Origin of the sequence: Polymorphobacter sp. (assembly GCF_048007885.1) — a bacterium.
In the GTDB taxonomy this organism is placed as follows: Bacteria; Pseudomonadota; Alphaproteobacteria; order Sphingomonadales; family Sphingomonadaceae; genus Sandarakinorhabdus.
The window spans coordinates 1,285,965-1,303,641 of record NZ_CP180346.1 but is presented as its reverse complement, the minus strand read 5'-3'; the positions used below and the strand labels follow the sequence as shown (position 1 = coordinate 1,303,641).

General features: G+C 64.6%; 17 protein-coding genes. 10 read left to right on the top strand and 7 right to left on the bottom strand.

Annotated features, from left to right (window positions below):
* The first annotated feature begins 34 nt into the window (after nt 1-34).
* Nucleotides 35-601, top strand: a complete 567-nt coding sequence (locus ACMVO5_RS06225; RefSeq protein WP_416909187.1) for a TetR/AcrR family transcriptional regulator — start codon at nt 35-37, stop codon at nt 599-601.
* On the opposite strand, the gene ACMVO5_RS06220 is transcribed toward ACMVO5_RS06225, so the two are convergent.
* Entirely contained in the window at nt 558-2,246 is a 1,689-nt protein-coding gene (locus ACMVO5_RS06220; protein WP_416909186.1) for a serine hydrolase, read from the bottom strand. The two genes, ACMVO5_RS06225 and ACMVO5_RS06220, sit on opposite strands and share 44 nt — an antisense overlap.
* Nucleotides 2,247-2,253: 7 nt before the next feature.
* Nucleotides 2,254-3,903, bottom strand: a complete 1,650-nt coding sequence (gene recN / locus ACMVO5_RS06215; protein WP_416909185.1) for a DNA repair protein RecN — start codon at nt 3,901-3,903, stop codon at nt 2,254-2,256.
* 159 nt (nt 3,904-4,062) lie between these two features.
* Here recN and rpmF point away from each other — a divergent pair, with 159 nt between their 5' ends.
* From rpmF to ACMVO5_RS06180, 7 genes are read left to right on the top strand one after another with little or no spacing between them, the layout of a single operon-like run.
* Nucleotides 4,063-4,242, top strand: coding sequence for a 50S ribosomal protein L32 (gene rpmF, locus ACMVO5_RS06210; protein WP_416909184.1), 180 nt, complete (start codon nt 4,063-4,065; stop codon nt 4,240-4,242).
* A 25-nt stretch (nt 4,243-4,267) separates the two neighbouring features.
* Nucleotides 4,268-5,332 carry a phosphate acyltransferase PlsX gene (plsX, locus tag ACMVO5_RS06205; protein ID WP_416909183.1) on the top strand — a complete coding sequence of 355 codons (1,065 nt, stop codon included), beginning with the start codon at nt 4,268-4,270 and terminating at the stop codon, nt 5,330-5,332.
* The gene (locus ACMVO5_RS06200; RefSeq protein WP_416909182.1) at nt 5,329-6,300 is read left to right on the top strand and encodes a beta-ketoacyl-ACP synthase III; all 972 of its coding nucleotides are present in this window, start codon (nt 5,329-5,331) and stop codon (nt 6,298-6,300) included. The genes plsX and ACMVO5_RS06200 overlap by 4 nt, the downstream gene beginning before the upstream one ends.
* Before the next feature lie 50 nt (nt 6,301-6,350).
* A complete protein-coding gene (locus ACMVO5_RS06195) occupies nt 6,351-6,659 on the top strand; it encodes an integration host factor subunit alpha (protein WP_416909181.1) in 309 nt (102 codons plus the stop codon).
* The gene (locus tag ACMVO5_RS06190) at nt 6,659-6,976 is read left to right on the top strand and encodes a MerR family transcriptional regulator (RefSeq protein WP_416909180.1); all 318 of its coding nucleotides are present in this window, start codon (nt 6,659-6,661) and stop codon (nt 6,974-6,976) included. Before ACMVO5_RS06195 ends, ACMVO5_RS06190 begins: the two co-directional genes overlap by 1 nt.
* Nucleotides 6,928-7,068 (top strand): hypothetical protein, encoded by a 141-nt coding sequence (locus tag ACMVO5_RS06185; RefSeq protein WP_416909389.1) that lies wholly within the window; start codon nt 6,928-6,930, stop codon nt 7,066-7,068. The genes ACMVO5_RS06190 and ACMVO5_RS06185 overlap by 49 nt, the downstream gene beginning before the upstream one ends.
* Before the next feature lie 2 nt (nt 7,069-7,070).
* Complete coding sequence (locus ACMVO5_RS06180; protein ID WP_416909179.1) at nt 7,071-7,802, top strand: ParA family protein; 732 nt, start codon at nt 7,071-7,073, stop codon at nt 7,800-7,802.
* Nucleotides 7,803-7,808: 6 nt separating this feature from the next.
* On the opposite strand, the gene ACMVO5_RS06175 is transcribed toward ACMVO5_RS06180, so the two are convergent.
* The 3 genes from ACMVO5_RS06175 to ACMVO5_RS06165 all read right to left on the bottom strand — a co-directional run bounded on the left by ACMVO5_RS06175 (nt 7,809) and on the right by ACMVO5_RS06165 (nt 13,114).
* Nucleotides 7,809-10,946, bottom strand: coding sequence for an efflux RND transporter permease subunit (locus ACMVO5_RS06175; RefSeq protein ID WP_416909178.1), 3,138 nt, complete (start codon nt 10,944-10,946; stop codon nt 7,809-7,811).
* A complete protein-coding gene (locus tag ACMVO5_RS06170; RefSeq protein ID WP_416909177.1) occupies nt 10,946-12,103 on the bottom strand; it encodes an efflux RND transporter periplasmic adaptor subunit in 1,158 nt (385 codons plus the stop codon). The genes ACMVO5_RS06175 and ACMVO5_RS06170 overlap by 1 nt, the downstream gene beginning before the upstream one ends.
* A gap of 168 nt (nt 12,104-12,271) precedes the next feature.
* Nucleotides 12,272-13,114, bottom strand: coding sequence for an ABC transporter permease (locus ACMVO5_RS06165; protein WP_416909176.1), 843 nt, complete (start codon nt 13,112-13,114; stop codon nt 12,272-12,274).
* Nucleotides 13,115-13,239: 125 nt separating this feature from the next.
* Between ACMVO5_RS06165 and ACMVO5_RS06160 the strand changes: the two genes are divergently transcribed.
* Together ACMVO5_RS06160 and ACMVO5_RS06155 are read left to right on the top strand one after the other, a co-directional pair.
* Complete coding sequence (locus tag ACMVO5_RS06160; RefSeq protein WP_416909175.1) at nt 13,240-13,782, top strand: GcrA family cell cycle regulator; 543 nt, start codon at nt 13,240-13,242, stop codon at nt 13,780-13,782.
* A gap of 93 nt (nt 13,783-13,875) precedes the next feature.
* A complete protein-coding gene (locus ACMVO5_RS06155) occupies nt 13,876-15,345 on the top strand; it encodes a flavin-containing monooxygenase (protein ID WP_416909174.1) in 1,470 nt (489 codons plus the stop codon).
* On the opposite strand, the gene ACMVO5_RS06150 is transcribed toward ACMVO5_RS06155, so the two are convergent.
* Together ACMVO5_RS06150 and ACMVO5_RS06145 are read right to left on the bottom strand one after the other, a co-directional pair.
* Nucleotides 15,346-15,894 (bottom strand): hypothetical protein, encoded by a 549-nt coding sequence (locus tag ACMVO5_RS06150; protein ID WP_416909173.1) that lies wholly within the window; start codon nt 15,892-15,894, stop codon nt 15,346-15,348.
* A complete protein-coding gene (locus ACMVO5_RS06145) occupies nt 15,891-17,672 on the bottom strand; it encodes a PHA/PHB synthase family protein (RefSeq protein ID WP_416909172.1) in 1,782 nt (593 codons plus the stop codon). Before ACMVO5_RS06145 ends, ACMVO5_RS06150 begins: the two co-directional genes overlap by 4 nt.
* Nucleotides 17,673-17,677 lie beyond the last annotated feature (5 nt).

Below are 17,677 nucleotides of genomic sequence, written 5' to 3'. Positions count from 1 at the left end.
CAAGGCGCCGCGCACAGCCCGGGGGCAAAGATCGTTGCGGGCGTTGCTTGATGCCGCGGCGGAGGAGTTTGGCGAGCGCGGCTTTCATGAGGCCGGGATTGCGCGCATCGCCCAGCGGGCCGGCATGGCGGTGGGAAGCTTCTACACCTATTTCGATTCGAAGGAGGCGATCTTCCGGGCGCTTGTCGCCGATATGTCCCGTCAGGTCCGGGAGACGGTGGCGCCGGTGATTTTGGCCGCGCCCGACCGGCTTTCGGGCGAGCGCGCGGGCATTGCGGCGTTTCTGACGTTCGTGCGGGCGCACAAGGCGCTTTATCGGATCATCGATGAGAGCGCCTTTGTGGCCGAGGACGCCTATCGGAAGCATTATGTCGATATTGCCGAAGGCTATGCAACTTCGCTTGCCCAGGCCTTTGGCGCGGGCGAAATTTCGGAAGGGGACATGGTGGTTCGTGCCTGGGCGATCATGGGGATGAATGTGTTTCTAGGCCTGCGATTTGGCGTCTGGGATGATGGCAGCGACGCCGACCATGTGGCGCGGGTGGCGGCCGAGATGCTCAGCGAGGGGCTGCGCCGCCGCGACGGAACGGCCAGTCGATGACCCGACCGGACCAGAGCGCCCACCAGACGAAGACGGGCTGAAAGGCCAGACGCGGGGCGTGATAGCTCCAGCCGAGCGTGGTGCCGCCGACTTCGACCATGTCAAGCGCGTGCTTGATGTTGGCGGGATAGACGGCGACGGCATAGGCAGCCATCAGCGCGCCGCCCCACCAATTGGCGCGCGGCGCGGGCAGGGCAAGGAGCGCCGCGCCGATCAGCTCCCAGACGCCGGTGAGCAGGATCACCTCGCGCGGATAGGGAACCCAGCCCGGCATGATGGGAAGAAATCCCTCGGGGCTCTTGAGATGAATATAGCCGACAAAGGCATAGATCGCGGCCAGCAACAGGCGCGCGGCGGTGCGGCCGCGGTTCAAGCGAGATCCTTGTTGAGCGCGATCTGCAGGTCCTTGGGGAGCGGAAAGCGGGCCTGGGGCAGATATTGCAGCATCAGCACCAGCGCGATGCCGCGCACGGGATCGACCTGAAACAGCGTGCCGGCGGCGCCGCCCCAGCCATAGACACCGGCCGGCGTGCCTTCTGGTGCAAGGCGCAGGGTATCGAACAGGGTGAGGCGGGCGCTGGCGCCGAAGCCGTTGGCCTGATCGTAGAAGACGCCAGCCGGCATCAGGTTGCTCATGCTGTGGCGCACGAACTCGGGGCGCGATGACGGGGCGACTTCCGACCACGCCGCCGTTCAGCATCATCTGTGCATAGCGGGCATAGTCTTGGGCGGAGGCGACCAGCCCGGCGCCACCGGCGAGCATGGCCGGCGGCGCCAGCCAGTCTGAGTCCTTGCGGCTGTCGACGAGCTGGGGCTTGTCCAGCGGTTTGCCGTCGGTGCCGACCCAGGCATAGTTGCTCGACAGGTGGCGCTTGTCGGCGGGGTCGATCTGGAAGCCGGTCGAGTCCATGCCGAGCGGGCGAAACAGCCGCGCCGTCATGAGCTGGTCGAGTGGCTGACCGATCACGCGCTCGAGAAGGGCGCCGAGCAGGTCGCTCGCGACCGAATAGTGCCAGGCTGTTCCGGGTTCCGAGAGCAGGGGCAGGGTTGCGAGGCGGCGGGCGAAGGTTTGCAGGTCGGGCAGTGCGCCGTCGGTTTTGGCGAGAAAACGTGGGCTGGAGCCGGGTTGCAGGCCGAGGCGGCGATACTCCTGTTCAAGCGGGCCATTGCCGTTGATGGTATAGGCAAAACCCGCCGTATGGGTGAGGAGGTGGCGCAGGCAGATCGGGGTTTTTGCCGGCACTGCGTCGAGCGAGGTCTCGGGATCGGTGAGGACCCGCATGGTGGCGAATTCGGGGAGGATGTCGGCGATCGGCTGGTCGAGCGAGAGCCTTTCGCTGGCGACCAGCTGCATGGCGATCAGTCCGGTCAATGGCTTGGTCATGGAATAGATGCGCCAGAGCGTGTCCGGGGTGACCGGGCGGCCATCTTCAAAGGCGTCCATGCCCTCGATGATCCACTCGGGACGAAACGCCCCCGGGCGGAGAATGGCAAGGGCCGCACCGGGAACCCGGCCTTGCGCGATATAGCCCTTCAGCAGGGCGCGCAGGGCGGGCCAGCGCGGCGCGGCGCCGCGCGCCAGCGAAGGGGCTGCAAGCAGGGCGCCGGTGCCGGCGAGAAAGGCGCGTCGGGAGAGCGGCATCATTGGTCCCTTAATGGTCGAGCAGACGGGCCGCCTGGGCGCGCGCTTCCGGGGTGACATGGGCGCCCGACAGCATGCGGGCGATCTCTTCCAGCCGGCCATCTGCGTCGAGAACCTCGACATCGGTTCGGGTCGAACCATCTTCGCTGGTCTTGCTGATCCGCAGCTGCTGCTGGCCGCGGGCGGCGACTTGCGGGCTGTGGGTGACGACGAGCAGTTGATTGGTGCGGGCAAGGCGCGCCAGCCGTTCACCGATGGCGCTTGCAACAGCGCCGCCCACGCCGCGGTCGATCTCGTCGAAGATCAGTGTGCCGGCCGAGCCTTCGGCGGCGAGCGCGACCTTGAGGGCGAGGATGAAGCGCGAAAGCTCGCCGCCGCTGGCGATCTTGATGAGCGGGGCAAAATCGGCGCCGGGATTGGTCGAGATCTCGAAGGCGACGCGCTCGCTGCCTTCGGGGCCGCATTGGGATGCTTCAAGCGCTGTGATGCTGGTGCGGAAACGGGCCGCACCGAGCTTGAGTGGCGCGAGCTCGGCGGCGACGGCAGCATCCAGCCGGGTGGCGGCGTCGCGCCGGGTAGCGGCGAGCGTGCGGGCAGCGGCATGATAGGCGGCTTCGGCGGCCTCGAGTTCGGCCTTCAGCACATTGAGGCTGCTTTCCCCGGCGCTGAGCGATGCAGCACGGTCGCGCAGCGTCTGGAGGAGCTCCGGCAGGGCGTCGGGCTCGGTGCGGTGTTTGCGCGCCATAGCGCGGATCTCGAACAGACGACGTTCGGTGGCATCGAGGCGGGCAGGGTCGGCTTCCAGCGCTTCGACGGCCGCTGCGAGTTGGGTATCGGCTTCGTCGATCTCGACCAAAGCGCGGTCGAGAGCCTGCAGGGCTTCATCGAGCAGCGGATGCTCGCTGCCGATCCGGGTCAGGCGTCGACTGGCCTGGGCGAGCTTTTCAGTGCCTTCGGCGATGAAGGTGCCGGCGCTGGAGAGATCATCGGCGAGGCGCGCGCCCTTCTGCATGGTCGCCCGTGCCTCGGCAAGTTCATGCTCTTCCCCGGGTGCCGCGCCAAGGCTTTCGAGTTCGGTGATGCTGTGTTCCAGCCATTCGCGGTCCTTGCGGTCGGCTTCGAGGCGGGCGAGCGCTGCTTCGTGTCGGGATCTGGCCGCTTGCCATGCAGTCCAGGCGTTGCGCACGGCCGTGACCTGTGCGTCGAGGCCGCCAAAACTGTCGAGAAGCGCGCGGTGGCCGCTGGCGGCGAGCAGGCCGCGTTCATCATTCTGGCCGTGCACTTCGACGAGCAGCGCCGCGATGTCGCGCAGCAGGGTGACACTGACCGGCTGGTCGTTGATGAAGGCGCGACTGCCACCATCGGCCTTGATCGTGCGCTTGAGAATGATCGCACCGTCGCTCTCGATGTCATGTTCGGCGAGCAGGGCATTGGCGGGATGGTCCGGCGCGGTTTCGAAGGCGGCGGTGACGCTGCCTTGTGCGGTGCCGCTGCGCACCAGCCCCGAATCGGCCCGCGCGCCCATGGTCAGGCCCAGCGCGTCGAGCAGGATGGACTTGCCGGCACCAGTCTCGCCGGTCAGAACGGCAAGGCCATGGCCCGGCTCGAGACGCAGCGTCTCGATCAGAATGATGTTGCGGATGTCGAGCAGCGTGAGCACAGTTTGTCTTTAGACGGGGTTTCCCCTTGCATGCGACCCAAAAATCCCTATACCGCACGCCTTCGCTCACCGGCTGTCGTGTTGGTGGCCGCAGGGTTCGTGTCTGCTGGCCGCTTCGATGTTCCGGCAAGATTGTTTGTCTCGTGATACAGGTGCCTCATGGCCGTTCCCAAGCGCAAAACCTCGCCGTCCCGCCGCAACATGCGTCGCAGCCATCATGCGCTGTCCGCCGTTGCCTTTCAGGAATGCCCGAATTGCGGCGAGCTGAAGCTGCCGCACAATGTCTGCGGCGCCTGCGGTTTCTACAACGGCCGCGAAGTCTTCGAAGTCCAGGCTTGAGCGGCGGACGGCATTTGCCTGCCGCATGACCGTCAAGCCGATCACTGACCCCGTCATTGCCATTGATGTGATGGGGGGAGACGCCGGCCCGGCCGATGTGCTGGCCGCCGTCGACATCGCCGCTGAGCGCTACCCGAAAGCACGTTTCCGGCTGCATGGCCGCGAAGCCGACATTGTTGCGGCGCTGGGCAAGCTGCCGCGACTGCGCGCGCGGGCCGAGATTTTTCACACCGATGACGTCGTGCTGGGCACCGACAAGCCGAGCCAGGCGCTGCGGCGGTCGCGGACATCGTCGATGGGCATGGCAATCCAGTCGGTGAAGGACGGGGCCGCCCATGCCGCCGTATCGGCTGGCAATACGGGCGCGCTGATGGCGCTCTCGCTTTTTGCCCTGCGGACCATGGACGGGATTGACCGGCCGGCGCTGGCAGCGCTGCTGCCGACGCTGAAAAACGATTCGGTCGTGCTCGATCTGGGGGCCAACACCGAATGTGATACGGAAAATCTCGTGCAGTTCGCGATCATGGGGGCTGCCTTTGCGCGCACCGTGCTCGGTCTTGATCGGCCGCGGGTGGCACTGCTCAACATCGGCGAGGAAGAGCTGAAGGGCACGGGCGAGATCAAGGATGCGGCCGGGCTGCTGCGCGGTGCGGATCTGCCGATGGCGTTTCAGGGCTTTGTCGAGGGCGACAAGATCGGCCAGGGTGATGTGGACGTGATCGTGACCGATGGCTTTTCGGGCAATATCGCGCTGAAGACGGCCGAAGGGACGGGCAAGCTGGTGACCGGGCTTTTGGCGCAGGCGTTTCGCTCATCCTGGCTGACGCAGATCGGCTATTTCCTGTCGCGCGGGGCGCTTCGGGCGCTGCGTGCGCATCTGGACCCGAATGCGCACAATGGCGCGGTGCTGCTTGGCCTCAACGGGCTGGTGGTCAAGAGCCATGGGTCAGCCAATATTCGGGGCATCGCCAATGCGATCGGCGTTGCGCATGACCTTGTGGTTGATCAGGTGGGCGAGCGGATTGCGCGCGACCTCGCCAATTTCCGGGCGCATCGGCCCGACATCGCCGACGCCGAGGCGCCCCTGTGATCCGCTCGCGCATCATCGCGACCGGCAGCTATCTGCCCGAGCGGGTGCTCAGCAACGCAGAGCTTGCGGCGCAGGTCGACACCTCTGATGAGTGGATTGTCGAGCGGACCGGGATCAGGCAGCGCCATGTTGCAGCGGAAGGGGAGTTTACCTCTGACCTTGCCACTGAGGCCGCGAAGCGGGCGATGGCGCGCGCGGGCGTCGTGCCGGGCGACATCGACTTGATCGTGATGGCCACGGCAACGCCTGACCAGACCTTTCCCGCGGCAGCCACGGTCGTGCAGATGAAGATTGGGATCGATGATTGCGTGGCCTTTGATGTCGCTGCGGTCTGTTCGGGGTTTCTCTATGCGCTGACGGTCGCTGACGCGATGCTGCGCACGGGCGTGCATCGCCGCGCGCTGGTCATCGGCGCGGAGACATTCTCGCGGCTGCTCGACTGGGAGGACCGCGGCACCTGCGTGCTGTTTGGCGATGGGGCTGGCGCCGTGGTGATGGTGGCGGAAGAGGGGGCCGGCACGTCTGCTGATCACGGGGTTCTTTCCAGTCGGCTGCATGCCGATGGACGGCACAACCAGCTGCTGTTTGTTGACGGCGGGCCGGGGAGCACGGGTACCGTGGGCAAGCTGCGGATGAAGGGCAAGGAAGTCTTTCGTCACGCGGTGAACAACCTGTCTTCGGTGATGCATGAGGCGCTGGAGGCGGCGCAGCTGAGCGCGGCAGATGTCGATTGGGTGGTGCCGCATCAGGCGAACCTGCGGATCCTTGAGGCGACGGCGAAGAAGCTGGGGCTGGAGCGTGACCAGTTGATCGTCACCGTGGATTCCCATGCGAACACATCGGCGGCTTCGGTGCCGCTGGCCCTCGACGTTGCGGTGCGCGACGGACGGGTGAGAATCGGCGATGTTCTGCTTCTTGAAGCCATGGGGGGCGGATTTACTTGGGGGGCGGCCGTCGTCCGCTGGTAGAATCGATTTGGCCGCGCTAGTCTTTTCATTCCAGTATGGGAGTTGGGACCATGGTTGAAACGTCATCGATTGCGCCGGGCAGCTTGACGCGGGCCGAACTGGCTGACGCGGTGCACCGCGAGATTGGCCTGTCGCGCGCTGAATCTGCTGAGCTTGTCGAGAATGTTCTCGGCACGATTTCCGAAGCATTGCTTGCCGGCGACAATGTGAAGATTTCGTCCTTCGGAAGCTTTGTGTTGCGCAACAAGGGGTTGCGCATTGGCCGGAACCCCAAGACCGGGGTTGAAGTGCCGATCGAGCCGCGCACGGTGCTGACATTCCGTCCCAGCCAGCTGCTGCGGCAGGCGATCAACGGCTGATGGCCAGGGCTGCGGACAAGTCTGCCAACGCGTTTCGGACAATCGGGGAGGCGGCCGAAACGATTGGTGTGCCCCAGCATGTGCTGAGATTTTGGGAAACACGCTTTCCGGAATTGCAGCCCATGAAGCGAGGTGGTGGTCGGCGCTATTATCGGCCGGCCGACATGGCGCTTCTGGAGACGATTCGTTCGCTCCTGCACGATCAGGGGATGACGATCCGGGGTGCGCAGCAGCTTTTGGCGGCCAGCAAGGGGGAGAGATCGCGCTGGTGGTGCCTCCCATCGAAGCGGCGGCGTCTGCAGACACGGCCGAAGTGACGGTGGACGATGACGGACCGTCGCTGTCATCGGCGAGCCGGACGGTTCTGATCGAGGTGCGGGCGCGTCTGGCGGCGGCATTGGCGGCCTGACGATGCCTGTGCGCAGCATTGCTGTTTTCAGCGTCAAGGGCGGCGTTGGCAAGTCCGCGCTTGCGGTCAATCTGGCTTATGCGAGCGCCGTCACCTCGGCGCGGCGGACCCTGCTTTGGGACCTTGATGCGCAGGGGGCGGCGACGTTCATGATGCGGCTGAAGCCGCGGGGGTCGCATTCGGCGCGCAAGGGCATTGCCGAGGGCGAACTGGACCAGCTGATCCAGTCATCCGAATTCGCCGGGCTCGATGTTCTGGCGGCGGACCGGTCGTTGCGGCACCTTGAGGCGCAGCTGCTCGACGACAAGGCGAAGCGGCTGAAGAAGCTGCTGCGCACATTTGATGCGGATTATGACCGGGTGGTCCTTGATTGTCCGCCGGGGCTGACCGAGCTTGCCGACCAGATTTTTCGCGCCGTCGACCTGCTGGTTGTTCCGATGTTGCCCTCGGCGCTGTCGATGCGTGCCTTTGCGCAGTTGCAAGACCATCTTGGTCGGGAGCACAAGCAGGGGCCGAAGCTGCTGCCGGTGTTTTCGATGGTGGACCGCCGCAAGACCTTGCACCGCGAGGCGCTGGCAGAGCATCCCGAGCGGCTGGTGATCCCCTATGCGGCGGCGGTCGAGACGATGGGGCAAAGTCGCATGCCTCTGCTTGCCAGCCAGCCGCGAAGCCCGGCCGCAAAGGCTTTCGCCGCGGTCTGGACAGAAGCCGAGCGTTCGCTGCTGAAGGGCTGAGCCCTTCTATTCGGCGGCGATCCGTCCCGGCACCGTTGTGCCGACGGGGAGATCCTGTACATCGGCGGCCCCGCGCCGCTGGCGCCAGGAGGTCATCAGGCCCTCGATGCCCAGGTAGACGACCGGGGTGATGAACAGCGTCAGCACCTGGCTGATGAGAAGCCCGCCCAGCACAGCGACGCCGAGGGGCTGGCGCAGTTCCGCGCCGGCGCCGATGCCGAGCGCGAGCGGCGCCGCGCCGGCCATGGCGGCGAAAGTTGTCATCATGATCGGGCGGAAACGCTTGTTGGCGGCTTCGCGGATGGCATGGGCAGGGGTCCAGCCATTGGTGCGCTGACCTTCGAGCGCGAAATCGATCATCATGATGGCGTTTTTCTTGACGATGCCGATCAGCAAAACGACGCCGATGATGCCGATGACATCAAGCGGCATGCCCAGCAGCCAGAGGAATGCAACCGCGCCGATACCAGCGGCGGGCAGGCCCGAGAGAATGGTAATGGGGTGAACGAAACTCTCGTAGAGCACGCCCAGCACGATGTAGATCACGATAACTGCTGCGAGGAAGAGAAGCGGCATCGACTCGGTGGAGCTTTCGAATTGCTCGGCGTTGCCGCCGAAGGCGCCGGAGATGGTGCTGGGCAGAGCGAGATCGGCGGAAATGCGGTCGATAAGCGGCTTGGCGTCGGACAAGGCGACACCCTTGGCCAGGTTGAAGCTTATCGAGACGGAAGGCAGCTGATCTTCATGGGCGACACGCAGCGGCGCGCCCTGGATGCGCACCTTGGTGAGCGCCGACAGAGGGACAAGCGCGCCCGGCTGTCCGTCGAGCGATTGGGCGCGGACGGTGAGCTTGGAGATACTGTCAGGGGTGAGTTGTTCGGCGTCGGCGACTTCGAGGATGACTTGATAGCTGTCGACATCGGTGTAGACGGTGCTGATCTGCTGGCCGCCATAGGCCGAGGCGAGCGTTTGGCGGATGGCGGCGATCGAGACACCGAGTCGTCCGGCTGCGTCACGGTCGATGTCCACCATCGCTTCTCGGCCACCCGTCTCATAATCGGAGGAGACATCGACAAACTCGGGCAGGGCGGCGAGTTCCTGCTCGAAGCGGGGCGCGATCTCATAGAGCTGGTCGGCATCGACAGCCGACAATGTGTATTGATAGTTGGCCGGCGAGGACCGCCCGCCCAGTGTGAGATTTTGCTGGATATTGGGGAAGACCGCAAAGCCGGGGATCCCGCTCAGGGCCTTGCGCAGACGGGCCTGGATTTCCTCGGCTGAGTCGCGCTCACCGCGCGGCTTCAGCGGCATGAAGATGCGGCCGCGCGAGCTGTTGTCGCCGCCCACGAAGAAGTTGACCCGCGCAACGTCGGGATCCTGCTGGATGATCTCCACAGCCTGCAAATGCTTTTTGAGCATGTCGTCATAGGTGATGTCGGCCGCGGCCTGGGTGCCGGCGAACAGCACGCCGGTGTCCTCGGTCGGGAAGAACCCCTTGGGCACGACGGTGAAGCCCCAGATGGCCACACCGATCGAGGCAACGGTGAGCACGCCGACCAGCTTGCGGTGGCGCAGCGTGGCGTCGAAGGCGCGCATATAGCCGTTGGTCAGCTTCTTGAAGGCACCGGTCGAGATGCGGGCGACGCGGCTGTTCGGCTCCTGATGCCCTGGCTTCAGCAGGCGAGCGGAGATCATCGGGATGAGGGTGAGCGAGAGGACTGCCGAAACGGCGATCGCGATCGTCATGGTGACGGCGAATTCGAAGAACAGGCGACCGATGACGCCGCCCATGAACAAGAGCGGGATGAACACGGCGACTAGCGAGACGGAAATGGAGATGACCGTGAAGGTGATCTGGTTGGCACCGGTGACGGCCGCCTCGCGCGGGGCCTCCCCGTCTTCGACATGTCGGACGATGTTTTCGAGAACGACAATGGCATCGTCGACGACGAATCCGGTGGCCAGCGTCAGGGCGAGCAGCGAGAGATTGTCGAGGTTGAAACCAAACATGTACATGCCGGCGAAGGTGCCGATGGCGGCGACAGGGAGCACGACTGCCGGGATGAAGGTGGCGCGGGCATCGCCGAGAACGAGATAGATGACCAGAATGACCAGAAGTGCCGTGCCGACGAGCGTGTATTGCGCATCGGCGACCGAGTGGCGGACCGATTCCGAACGGTCGAGAATGCGGGTGATCTCGACGGTGGGTGGAAGCGTGGCGCGAATGTCCTCAAGTGCCTTGTCGGCATCATCGACGAGCTGGACCACATTGCCGCCAGGTTGCCGGTTGAGGGCGACGGTAAGCGAAGGTTCGCCGTTGAACATGGCGCCGCCCCGGCGGTCTTCATAGCTGCTGATCACCTTGGCGACGTCTCCCAGCCTGACGGGCAGGCCCTGACGCGTGGCGATGATGATGTTGGCGAACTCCTCGGGCTGTTCGAGGGTGCCGGTGGCGTTGAGAATGTAGTTCCGCGCGCCGCCGTTGATGAGGCCGACGGCGATGTTGCTGTTGGCAGCGGCGACGGCCTGGCGGACGTCATCAGGCGTCAGGTCGCGCGCGGCGAGGGCGTCGGGATTGAACTGGACGCGGATGGCAAGGCGACGGCTGCCGAAAGTGCGGACGTCGCCGGCGCCGGGCAGAGTGGACAGGCGCGGCACGACGAGCGTGTCGACCAAAGTCTGAAGCTCGTTGAGCGGGCGGGTCGGATCGCGGAACGAGGTGAGAAGCACGGCCTGATCCGCCGGGTTGATCTTGCGGAAGGTCGGCGGCGAGGGCATTTCGTTGGGCAATTGCCGGGTGACGGCGGCGAGCACCGACTGGACGTCGAGGGCGGCGCTGTCGATATTGCGGTCAAGGGCGAACTGGACAGTGATATTGGTGCGGCCGGTCGCTGATGTGGAGGTGATCTTGTCGATGCCCGCGATGGTGGAGAGTTGGCGTTCGATGGGCGTGGCGACTGCGGTCGCCATGGTCGAGGGGTTGGCCCCGGGCAGCTGGGCTTGCACCTCGATGGTGGGCAGGTCGACCTCGGGCAGCGCTGACACGGGGAGTTGGCGGTAGCCGAAAAGGCCACCGACAACGATGGCCAGCGTCAGCAGGATGGTCGCGACCGGCCGTTCGACAAAGAAGCGCGCGAAGCCCATCAGCTTTTTCCTGCCATGGCGGGTGCGGTTGCTGCCTGGCGCTGGGGCCGGTCGTCTGTCGATTTCAGGCGGACTTTGGCGCCCGGCTTGAGGCGGGCGAGCGCATCACTGACCACCTGTTCGCCCGCTTCCAGGCCAGAGGCAATATAGACTGTGCCATCGGCACGACCCTTGACGACGACATCGCGGACCGAAACCGTCTCGTCTTTGCTGACCAGCCAGACAAAGGGATTGTCGCGGCCGGTCTGGACGGCAGATTCGGGCACGGCGATCTGCTGGCTGACGGTGCCGAGCGGCATGGCGATGTTGATGAGCGCGCCTGGCCAGAGCTTGTCATCGGCATTGCGGAACTCGGCCTTGGCGACCACCGAGCCATTGCGCGGATCGACATTATTGTCGAGAAAGGCAAGCTTTCCTGTCGCGATCGGGGGCTCGAGGGTTGTCTGGCCTTCGAAACGGGCGTCGACGTCGACCTTGCCTTCCATCATGGCCGAGCGCACCAGTTGGATATCCTGCGGCGGAACCAGGAAGCGCACCGAAATCGGCGACAGCTGATTGATGGTCACAAGCGGCAGGGCATCGGCGGGGCGCACAGTGGCGCCGAGGCGGAAATTGAGCTCACCCGTGCGACCGCTGACCGGCGCGCGGATGTTGAGGAAGGAGATCGCGGTTTCAGCATTGCGGACGGCGGCTTCTGCGGCGCTGATATCAGCCTTGGCCGTGGCGGCCAGCGCGCGACGCTGGTCGAGGATCGAGCCGGTGATGAAGCCTTTTTCGACCAGCGCCTCGGCGCGTTCAAGCTCACTGTCGGCTTGCGCGGAATTGGCCCGGGCGGTGGCAAGCTGCGCGCGCGCGGTTGCGAGCTGCGCTTGCGCCTGGCGGTCATCCAGGCGGAACAGCAATTGCCCTTCCCGGACATTGTCGCCTTCGTTGAACAGGATGGCGGTGATTTCGCCTTCGGCGCGGGTGCGCAAGGCCACGGTCTGAAGGGGCGCGACCGTGCCCAGCGCCAGCAGGCGCGGGGCGAATTGGGTGGCTTCAGCCGCAACGGCGCTGACCAGCGCCGGGGGTGGGCCGCGGCGCGCCTCTTCCTCGCCGCTGCAGGCAGCGAGCGCAATGGCCGATGCTGCGGCGACCAAGAAACCCTGAACCCTCATCTGCAATGCACTACCTCATGACCATGGTCGCATGACGACGACCCTGACCGGACAACCCTGTCCGCCCCTACCGGTTCCTCTATTCGTCGTGACGGTGTCGCGATACCGACAATCGACCAACGACTGCAACCGACAAGACCGGTTTTGGTCGCTATGCCGCAGGCGCGTTCAAGCGCGCAGTCGCCATCCCGACTTGATGGCAAAATAACAGATCGACCAAAGGATTATATTGCAGCCCAGCAACAACAAGGCGCCGGTTGTAACATCGCCATTGGCCGTGCCGATAAAGCCATAGCGGAAGCCGTCGATGACATGGAAAAAGGGGTTGAACTGACTTACGCTGGCCATCCAAGGCGAGACGGCATCTATGGCGTAGAACGTGCCCGAAAGAAGCGTGAGCGGCTGAATGACGAAGTTGGTCACCGCGGCGGCGTGATCAAACTTGTCAGCCCACAAGCCGGTGAGGATACCGAGCAGCCCGAGCAGTACGGCGCCCATGGTGCCGAAATAGAGGATGGGCCAGGCGCTGGAGATGGAGACTTCGACACCGGGCGCCAGCACCATGGCCAGCCAGACCGCGAGGCCGACGAGCCAGGCCCGTGTGACCGCGCCGGCCACATAGGCGACCACCAGCTCGCCGGGGCTGAGTGGCGGCATCAGCACATCGACGATGGTGCCCTGAAGCTTGGCGACGAGGATCGAGGAGGAGGAATTGGCGAAGCTGTTTTGCAGCATGCCCATGACGATGAGGCCGGGACCGAGGAAATCGGCATAGGGCACGCCAAGCACGGCGGCACGCTGGCGACCGAGCGCCAGCAGGAAGATGACCAGAAACAGCAGCGTGGTGATGGCCGGCGCCCAGACGGTTTGCAGCTGGACCTTGAAAAAGCGCCGCACCTCCTTCAGATACAGGGACTGAAGGCCTTGCCAATTGACCGACGAGATCACGACGACGCCGGGCTCGGGGTGTGGCTGGTGTATTTTCGTGCTTGCAGCTGGTTGCGTGTCCATGGAAGGGGCATAGCGTCTTGCAGAGGCTTTGGGCAAGGCGTGTGCGGCCTGTCGTGCGCATGGCAAGGTTGCGCATTGGGCCGCGCTTGGGGCTGCGCATGAATTTTGAGAGGAAGAGCTGACCGATGGCCTGGACCGAAGAACGTATCGCGATTTTGAAAGCCGGCTGGGAAGGCGGCATGACGGCCAGCCAGATTGCCGAGCAGCTTGGCGAGGGCGTGACGCGCAACGCCGTCATTGGCAAGGCGCACCGCCTCGGGCTGGAATCGCGTCCATCGCCAGTCAAGGGCGGCGAGGAGGCGGCCCCGGCCGCAAAGAGCCCGGCCCCGGCTGCCAAGGAGGCCGCTGCCAAACCGGCTGAAGCGGCAGCACCCGCAGCCAGCAGTGCGCCAGCGGCGACGCCGGCGGTTGCCAAGCCTGTGGCCAAGCCGGCGCGGCGCAGCGGAAAGGCGGCGAAGGTGTCGCTGCTCGACCTCAATGAGCGCATCTGCAAATGGCCGATCGGCCATCCCGGCGAGCCGGACTTCCATTTCTGCGGCAAGCCTGTGCAGGCTGGTTTCCCCTATTGCTCGGAACATTGCGCGCTGGCCTATCAGGCGCAGATGCCGCGGCGTGACCGGGATCGCCGGCCGCCGCCGCAGATGCCCGGCATGCCCGTTCGCCGCTAGCGCGGGTCAGTCGTTCTCGCTCTGCGGCTTTGCGGAGATTGTGTCCGGTGCCAGCGATGCCTAGCCTGTGGATGAGTGGCTGGAGGGTTGGTTGTGGACTATGATGTGATGATCGTGGGGGCCGGGCTTTCGGGCATCGGCGCCGCTGTGCATCTGATGCGCGACTGTCCGGGCCGCACATTCACCATCCTTGAAGGTCGGGATCGGATTGGCGGCACATGGGATCTGTTCCGCTATCCCGGCATCCGCTCGGATTCCGACATGTATACGCTGGGCTATCGCTTCAAGCCATGGCGAGCGAACAAGGCCATCGCGGGCGGCGCCAGCATCCGGCAATATATTGCGGAAACCGCCAAAGAGCATGACGTCGAGAAGCACATCCGCTTCGGCCACAAGATCAAATCCGCCAGCTTTGACAGCAGCACGGCCCGCTGGACCGTCATGGCCGAAACGGCAGACGGCGCGCAGGTGACGTTCACCTGCAACTTCCTTTATATGTGCGCGGGCTATTACAGCTATGAAGGCGGCTACAAGCCTGAGTGGCAAGGCGAGGCCGACTTCGGGGGCCAGATCATCCACCCGCAATTCTGGCCGGAAGACCTCGACTATACGGGCAAGAAGATCGTGGTCATCGGCTCCGGCGCCACCGCTGTCACGATCGTGCCGGAAATGGCGAAAAAGGCTGCCCATGTCACCATGTTGCAGCGCTCGCCCACCTGGATGGTCAGCCGTCCGTCGAGTGACGCCATCGCCAATCTGCTGCAGGCCGTGCTGCCTGCCCGGATCGCCTATGACCTGATCCGCTGGAAGAATGTGAAGTTTGGCCAGTGGTTCTACCGCCAGACCCGGGAGAAGCCCGCCGAGGTGAATGAAAACATTCTCAAGCGCGTCGAGAAGCTGCTGCCGGAGGGCACAGACATTTCCCACTTCCGCCCGCGCTACAATGTCTGGGACCAGCGGCTTTGCCTGGTGCCGGACGCTGATTTCTTTCAGGCGCTCGGGAAGGGCAAGGCCAGCGTCGTCACCGATGAGATCGTCCGGTTCACGCCCAGCGGTATCGAGCTCAGATCGGGCGAGACACTGGAGGCCGATATCATCGTCGCCGCCACCGGCCTCAAGCTGCAAGCGCTCGGCGGCATCAGCCTGTCCGTCGATGGCCGGCCGGTCCGCATCGCAGACAAGCTGGCCTACAAGGGGCTGATGCTCTCCGGTGTGCCCAATCTCGCCATGAGTCTGGGCTATATCAACGCCAGCTGGACCCTGCGCTCCGATCTCATTGCCGAATATGTCTGCCGGCTGCTGAATCACATGAAGCGCACCGGCTCCGAGATCGCCACGCCCACGCCCGGCCCGGATGTCGAGCCCGAGCGCCTCGCCTGGGACCTTTCATCCGGCTATGTGCAGCGCGGTGCCGATGCCATGCCACGCTCCGGCAACCGGCCGCCATGGCAGGTCACCGCGATCATCAAGGATGATCGCGCCATCCTGCAGCAGGGAAGGCTCGATGACGACATGGTGTTCAGCCGCGCGGGCGCCAAGGCGATGGCGGAAGCGGCGGAATAGTCAGCGCAGCAGCGGCCGGTCGATCAGGACGGCCAGCAGAAGTGCGGGGCCGCCGATGGCCTCCCACGCATGGTTGGTGCCGCGCTGGATGACCACCTGCCCCGGTGTCAGCACCGTCTCGGCACCCTCCAGAATCAGCTTCACTTCACCCTGGAGCAGACAGATCACGTCCAGTGAGTGGGTTTCGTGCATCCCTGAGTGTCGGCTCTGATCGATGATATGATGGTCGCCTCCCACGACGGCAAAGGCCGCCCGCGTCGCTGCGTTCAGTGTCTCTTTCGGCACGCCCGCCGGTGTGGGCTGCATCACGAACCAGCGGATCTGGACATTGCCGGGTCGCGGCCCCAGCACGGCCTGCGCATTGCCGAGGTCGGCATGGTTCTTCGGGTCCAGCGGGCCAGCCGCCAAATCCTCCCAGATCTCGAACAGCCCGCCCACATCAGGGTCTCCGGCGCTGGCCGAGGGCCCGCCATCGAGGATGATCACCGACCGGCCATCGGCATCATCGCCGGTGATGATGCGGCGCATGGCGGCCTTGAAATCGGTCACGCGATCCGTTCCTTCACATAGCGGCCCGGTGCATCCTCGATGACCTTGTATTTGCCCTTGTCCTTGCCTTTGCCGGGGGTGCGTGCCTTGACCATGGAGCCGGAGCGCGGCGCCAGCCATGCGATCCAGTCCGGCCACCAGCTGCCCCGGGTTTCGCTGGCCACATTGATGAAGTCATCGAAGGTGGCGGGCAGCTTGTCGCTCGTCCAATATTGATATTTGCCCGCTGATGGCGGGTTCACGACGCCGGCGATATGGCCGGAGCCGGCCAGCACATAGCGGGTCTCACCGGTGAAGTAGCGGGTGAGCTTGTAGGCCGAGCGGGCGGGCGCGATATGGTCTTCCTTGCCGCCCTGGATATAGGTAGGGGTAGCGACGGTTGTCAGGTCGACGGGAACGCCGAGGCAGATGATCCCGCCGGGCTTGACCAGCAGATTGTCGCGGTAGATGTCTTCCAGATAGCGGCGGTGCCAAAGGGCTGGAACATTGGTCGCATCCGAGTTCCAGTAAAGCAGGTCGAAGGGGAAATAATCTTTCCCCATCATGTAGTTGTTGACGACATAGTTCCAGATCAGGTCGTTCGAGCGCAGCATGTTGAAGGTCAGTGCCATGTTGCGGCCGTCGAGATAGGGCTTTTCGGCGGTCAGCCGGGCGATGGTCTCGAACACGCTGTCGTCGATGAACACGCCGAGGTCGCCGCATTCACTCATGTCCACCTGGGCGGTGAAAAAAGTCGTGCTGGCGACCTTTTCAGCCTCGCCGCGCGCGGCGAGCACAGCGAGAGCTGCGGCCAGCGTTGTACCGGCGACACAATAGCCGATGGTGTGGGTTGAGGCGGTGCCGCAAATGGCGCGCACGGCGTCGATGGCCGTCAGCATGCCTTCCTCGACATAGCTGTCCATGGTCACATCGGCGAGGCTCTCATCGGCGTTTTTCCAGCTCACGACGAAGACGGTGAGACCCTGCTCGACGGCCCAGCGGATGAAGCTTTTCTCGGGCGTGAGGTCGAGGATGTAGAATTTGTTGATCCAGGGCGGGAAGATGAGCAGCGGCGTATCGTGGACGGTCTCGGTGGTCGGCGCATATTGGATGAGTTGCATCAACCGGTTTTCGAACACGACCTTGCCCGGCGTGACGGCGACATTGCGGCCGACTTCGAACGCCTGCTCGTCGGTCATGCGCATGCGGCCGGCCTTGAGGTCTTCGAGCAGATGTTCAAGGCCCTTCATCAGATTACTGCCGCCTGTGGCGATGGTCTTGGTCAGCACCTCCGGGTTGGTCAGGGCGAAGTTGGAGGGGCTCATGGCATCGACGAACTGCTTGACGAGAAAGCGGGCGCGGGCCTGTTCCTTTTCTTCCAGTCCTTCGAGGCCGTTGCTGGCCTCGAGCCAATAGTTGGAGGCCAGCAGGTAGCTTTGGCGCATGAAGTCGAAAGCAGGGGTTTCGCGCCATGCCTCGCCGGCGAAGCGCTTGTCCTTCTGGTCGGCGACCGGACTCTTGGCAGCATCGGGTGAGAGGAAGCTTTGCCACAGGACCATGGCATCGGTGATGTAGCGGCCCTGAAGCTCAAAGAGCCTTGAGGGATCGCTCATCCAGGCGCCCATCGCGCGCTGCCAGGTGGCGGCAAGGCCAAGCGGGTCGGCGCTGGGCAGGACATCGGCCTCGCGGGTGAGAAATTCTAGCATGGTCTGCTGGCCGCGGCCCATCAGTTCGGTCCATTGCTGGAAGCGGGCGATCGCCTCGGTATCGAGCGCGCCCACATCAGTGTCTTTGGCCATCAGGA